This is a genomic window from Streptomyces sp. NPDC005898 (assembly GCF_040629635.1).
Lineage (GTDB): Bacteria > Actinomycetota > Actinomycetes > Streptomycetales > Streptomycetaceae > Streptomyces.
Window position 1 is genome coordinate 1 of record NZ_JBEXWC010000055.1, and the last position, 4,831, is coordinate 4,831.

Here is a 4,831-nt window from a genome sequence, read left to right on the forward strand (position 1 = left end):
TGGGGTCCGGTGCGGTTGTTGACGCGGGAAGTGCCGTGGGAGGGGGGTCAGGGCAGGCCGCGTCGGGCGGGGGTGTCCTCGTTCGGGATCTCGGGTACCAACGCGCACGTCATCCTCGAAGAACCGCCTGAGGTCGATGAGTTCGAGGCGGTGGCGGACGGGGCGAGGCGCGCGGCACCGATCCTGCGGGATGCGCGGGGTGCGCGGCACGTTCCGAGTGCGGGCGTCGCGGACGGGGCCGGCGCCCCGGGTGAGATCGGCGAGGCGTCCAGGGCTGGTGCCGTAGGCGGGGCCGGCATCAAGGGCCAGGGCCGGGGCCACGCTGCTGCCGGTGCTCGGCCTGCGGCGGGCGATGCGGCTGACGGCGCTGGCGCTGGTGCGGTGGGCCTCGAAGGCGGGGGCCGAGCCGGTGCCCGTCTCGGCGTCGATGGCCAGGGCGGCGGGGGAGGTCGGATGGACGTCGGCGGCCGGGCGGGTGCCGATGGCGGTGACCGGAACTCTGTGGGCGGCCGGGCCGATAGCGGCGACCAGCGCGATGCGGGTGGCCGGGGCGGTGCTGGTGACCGGAGCGATGTGGGCGGCGGTGTCGGCGTCCGGGAGCATGCGGGCGGCCGTGCTGGGGCCGGTGACGTGCGTGATGCGGGTGAGCGGGTCGGTGGCGGCGAGGGGAACGATGTTGCGTGTGGCCGGGCCGTTAGCGGGGACCGGCACGATGCGGGTGGCCGGGGCGGTGCCGGTGTCCGGGGTGATGTGGGCGGTCGTGCCGGGGCCGGCGACATGCGGGATGCGGGTGGCCGGGGTGGTGGCGGTGGGCGGGACCACGTTGGGGGTCCGGTCCGGGGTGCCGGGGAGGCCGGTGACGCCCTGGCGTTGCCGCTGGTGTTGTCCGCGAAGACGCCGACGGCCCTGCGGGCGCAGGCGCGCCGTCTGCGTGACTTCCTCTCCGACAGTGCGCCGAAGTCCGCTGGCCACAACGGTCCTGCCGAGCCGTCAGCCGTGGCGTACACCGCTGCCTGCGTGCAGTCCGGGTTCGACCACCGTGCCGCCGTCCTGCCCGGGGCCGACGGCGACTACCGGCCCGCGCTGGACGCCCTGGCCGCCGGTCGACCGGACCCCCTGCTGCTGACCGGGACCGCGAGCGGGCGCAGCCGGGCCGTGTTCGTCTTCGGTGCCGGAATCGACCTCGCGACCGCCGAAGCGGGAGGCGGCTCCGAAATAGGGACGACGGCACATGGGGTCGGCGCCCAACAACCCGACCTCGCCTCCGCCGCACGGCAGTTGCTCGACACCGCCCCCGCCTTCGCCGAGTACGTCGGCGAGTGTGCATCCGCTCTGGCCGTGCGTCTCGGGCGTGACGTACGCGAGTTGGGCCCCGCCGAGCCCCCGCAGGCCGTGGCGTTCGTCGTGGGGATCGCCCTCGCGCGGCTCTGGGAGCGGTGCGGTGTGCGGCCCGACGCCGTACTGGGGCAAGGCGTGGGAGAGATCGTCGCCGCGCATGTCGCCGGAGCACTGACATTGGACGACGCGGCACGCATCTGCGCGGCCTTCGTGCGCGCGGGCTCCGACGAGGAGCTGCGCGCGGCCGTGGCCACGGTGACCCCGCGCCGCACGGAGATCGACCTGTGCTCGCCCCTGACCGGCGAACCGCTCTACTGCCCGCGGGCGTTGACCACCGAGTACTGGTTGCACGCCGTACCGGAGCCGACCGCACTCGACGCGGCGCTGCGGCACGTGACCGCCGGTGGCCGTCGAACCCCGCTGGCGATGCCGGCCGCCTCTGGGCTCCGCACGGCCCGCCCCGGCAGGGACGCCGACGACACGGAGGCGACCGACGGACCGGCGACGGCGGTAGTGGACGCGCTGAAGCCCGGCACGGAAGGCACCGGCGGGTTCCTGGGCGCGCTGGCCGCCGCCTACACGCGAGGCATGCCGGTCGACTGGCAGGCGGTCATCCCGAGGCGCCCCCTGGTCGTCCTGCCGACGTACCCGTTCGAGCGGCAGCGGTACTGGCTGAACGCCGACCCGCCGCGCCCTGCGCACAGCGGGGGCCACGCGCTGCTCGACACCGCCGTCACGCTCGCGGACCGCGACGCGCAGGCGTTCACCGGCGCGCTGTCCACCCTCACGCACCCCTGGCTGGCCGACCACAGGATCGACGGGCACACGATCCTGCCGGGCACGGCGCTGGTCGAACTGGCCGCGCACATCGCCGCACTCGACGGCGCCGCGACGGTCACCGAACTGACGCAGGAGGCACCGGTCCGGGTCCCCGACGACGGCAAGACGGTCGAGCTCCAGTTCGTCGTCGGCGCCGTCGACGAGGCGGGCGAGCGGCCCTTCACCGTGTACGCGCGTCCCGCCCGCGCCCAGGGAGCGGCCGCGCGGGGCGCAGGGGAGGGCCGGGCCGGCGCCTGGACCCGGCACGCCTCCGGAACCCTCGCGCCACGCGCCCCCCGGGTCCCCGCGGACCCCGCCCCGACCGCCTGGCCGCCGCCGGGCGCGACGCCCGTTGAACTGTCGGGCCTGTACGCGGAGTTGGCCGAGGCCGGATACGCGTACGGCGACACCTTCCGCGGTCTGCGGGCCGCCTGGCGGCTCGGCGAGGACGTGTACCTCGACGTACGGCTGCCCGAGGGCACCGACACGTCGGGCCATGGCCTGCACCCGGCGCTCCTCGACGCGGCGCTGCACGCCACCGTGTGGCAGGGCGCGGCCGACGGCCGCGTGCGGCTGCCCTTCGCGTGGAGCGGCGTACGGCTGTACGGCGGTGACGCGACGGAACTGCGCGTACGGGTATCGCCCGTCGGCCCGGACGCCGTGTCGCTGCGGATCGCGGACCAGTACGGCACGCCGATGGCCGCCGTGGACACGCTGGTGCTGCGGGCCGCTGCGGACGGTCCCGCCGACGACACGCTCCTGCACGTGACGTGGGGACCTTCGGCGGCCGGCGCCGCGTCGGACGCGGACCTGGACGTCGAGGCGTGCTGGGTCCTCGGTTCCGTCCCGCGTCCGGGGCTCACCGTCGTCGCCGACGTGGCCGAGGCGGGCGCGCGTATCGATGCCGGCGCCCCGGCGCCCGCCGCCGTACTGGTGCCCTGTCTGCCGTCGCCCGCCGGGGACGGGGAAGCGGGGGTGCCCGACGCCGTGCGTCGCGTGGCGCACCGGACGCTGAAGCTGCTTCAGGACTGGTTGGCCGACAGCCGGTTCGCCGACACCCGGCTGGTCTTCGTGACGCGAGGGGCGGTACGCGCGGGTGGGGGGCCCGTCGAGATGCCGGTGGATCTGGTCCACGCGCCGCTGTGGGGCCTGGTCCGCACGGCGCGGTCGGAGCATCCGGGCCGCTTCGTGCTCCTCGACCTGGACCAGGACCTCGACCTGGACGGGATCCTCGAAAAGGCCCGTCCGGCGCGCGAGGTGCTGACCGCCGTGACGGCCGGCGAGGACCCCGAACTCGCTCTGCGGGACGGCATGTTGCTGGTCCCCCGCATGGTTCCCGTACCCCGCCGGGCCGCGACACCGGGCGCCGTCGGGGCCGTCCCCGCGCCGATGCCCCCGCACGGCACCGTTCTGGTGACCGGCGGCACCGGCGCGCTCGGTGCCCGCATCGCCCGGCACCTGGTGGCCCGGCACGGCGTCCGGCACCTGCTGCTGACCAGCCGCAGCGGCCCCCGCGCCGAGGGGGCCGACGACCTGGCGCGCGAGCTGCGCGGCATGGGCGCCCAGGTGCGCATCGCCGGCTGCGACTGCGGTGACCGCCGGGCGCTCGCCGCGGTCCTCGACTCCGTCCCCGCCGAGCACCCGCTGACCGGGATCGTCCACGCCGCGGGCGTCGTCCAGGACGCCACCGTCCGGTCGTTGACGGCGGAGCAGCTCGACGACGTGCTCGGCCCGAAGGCCGATGCCGCCTGGCACCTGCACGAGCTGACCCGCTCCGCCCCGCTCGCCTTCTTCGACCTCTTCTCCTCCGCCACCGGCACGCTCGGCGCCGCGGGGCAGGGGAACTACACCCTGGCCAACACCTTCCTCGACGCCCTCGCCCGGCACCGCGCCGACCTCGGCCTCCCGGGCCGCTCGCTGGCGTGGGGCCTGTGGGACCTGCCGGACGGGATGGCGGGCCGGCTGACGGCACACGACGTCGAACGCCTCGGGCGCCGCACCGGGCTGCGGCCGCTCGACGCGGCCCGCGGGCTGCGCATGTACGACGCCGCCCGCGCCCTGGATCCGAGCCTGCCGACCGTGGTCGCCGCGGCACTCGACCCGGCGTCCGTCGAGACCCCCGCTTCGGCCGAGACCCCGGCTTCGATCGAGGCCTCGGCTGCCGTACAGGCCCATGCCGGTGCCACCGCGCCGGCCGTCGCCGGGCGGACGGGGACGCCGTGGTCGCGACGGCTGGCCGAACTCCCCGAGGGCGAGCGGACGACTCAGAGCCGTCGACTCGTCCTGTCGATCGCGGGGGAGGTGCTGGGCGGAAGCGGTGACGTCGACGCCGCGCTCGCGTTCCGGGAGGCCGGCTTCGATTCCCTGCTGGCCGTCGAACTGCGCAACCGGCTCTGCGAGGTGACGGGCCTCAAACTGCCGCCGACCGTGGTGTTCGACCACCCGACACCTGCCGCCCTCGGCACATACCTGGGTTCTCTGCTCGCGGACCCGCCTTCCGAAGAACCGACGGCCAAAACCACTCCGGAAATCGCACCGGCCCGCACGAATACGCGTACGCCGTCGAAGGAAACGGATTCCTCGGTTGATCCGGTGGTGATTGTGGGGATGGCTTGTCGTTTTCCTGGTGGGGTGGTGTCGCCGGAGGGTTTGTGGGATGTGGTGGTGTCGGGTG

Annotated in this window: 1 protein-coding gene and 1 pseudogene; both read left to right on the forward strand. The window is 75.4% G+C overall.

Annotation, left to right across the window (positions count from 1 at the left end):
• Nucleotides 1–30 precede the first annotated feature (30 nt).
• Nucleotides 31–84: pseudogene (locus ABZ385_RS33175) on the forward strand (hypothetical protein); the annotation flags it as partial.
• Nucleotides 85–996: 912 nt separating this feature from the next.
• Nucleotides 997–4,831: SDR family NAD(P)-dependent oxidoreductase (locus ABZ385_RS33180; RefSeq protein ID WP_358914197.1), on the forward strand; the 3,835-nt coding region annotated here is incomplete at its 3' end.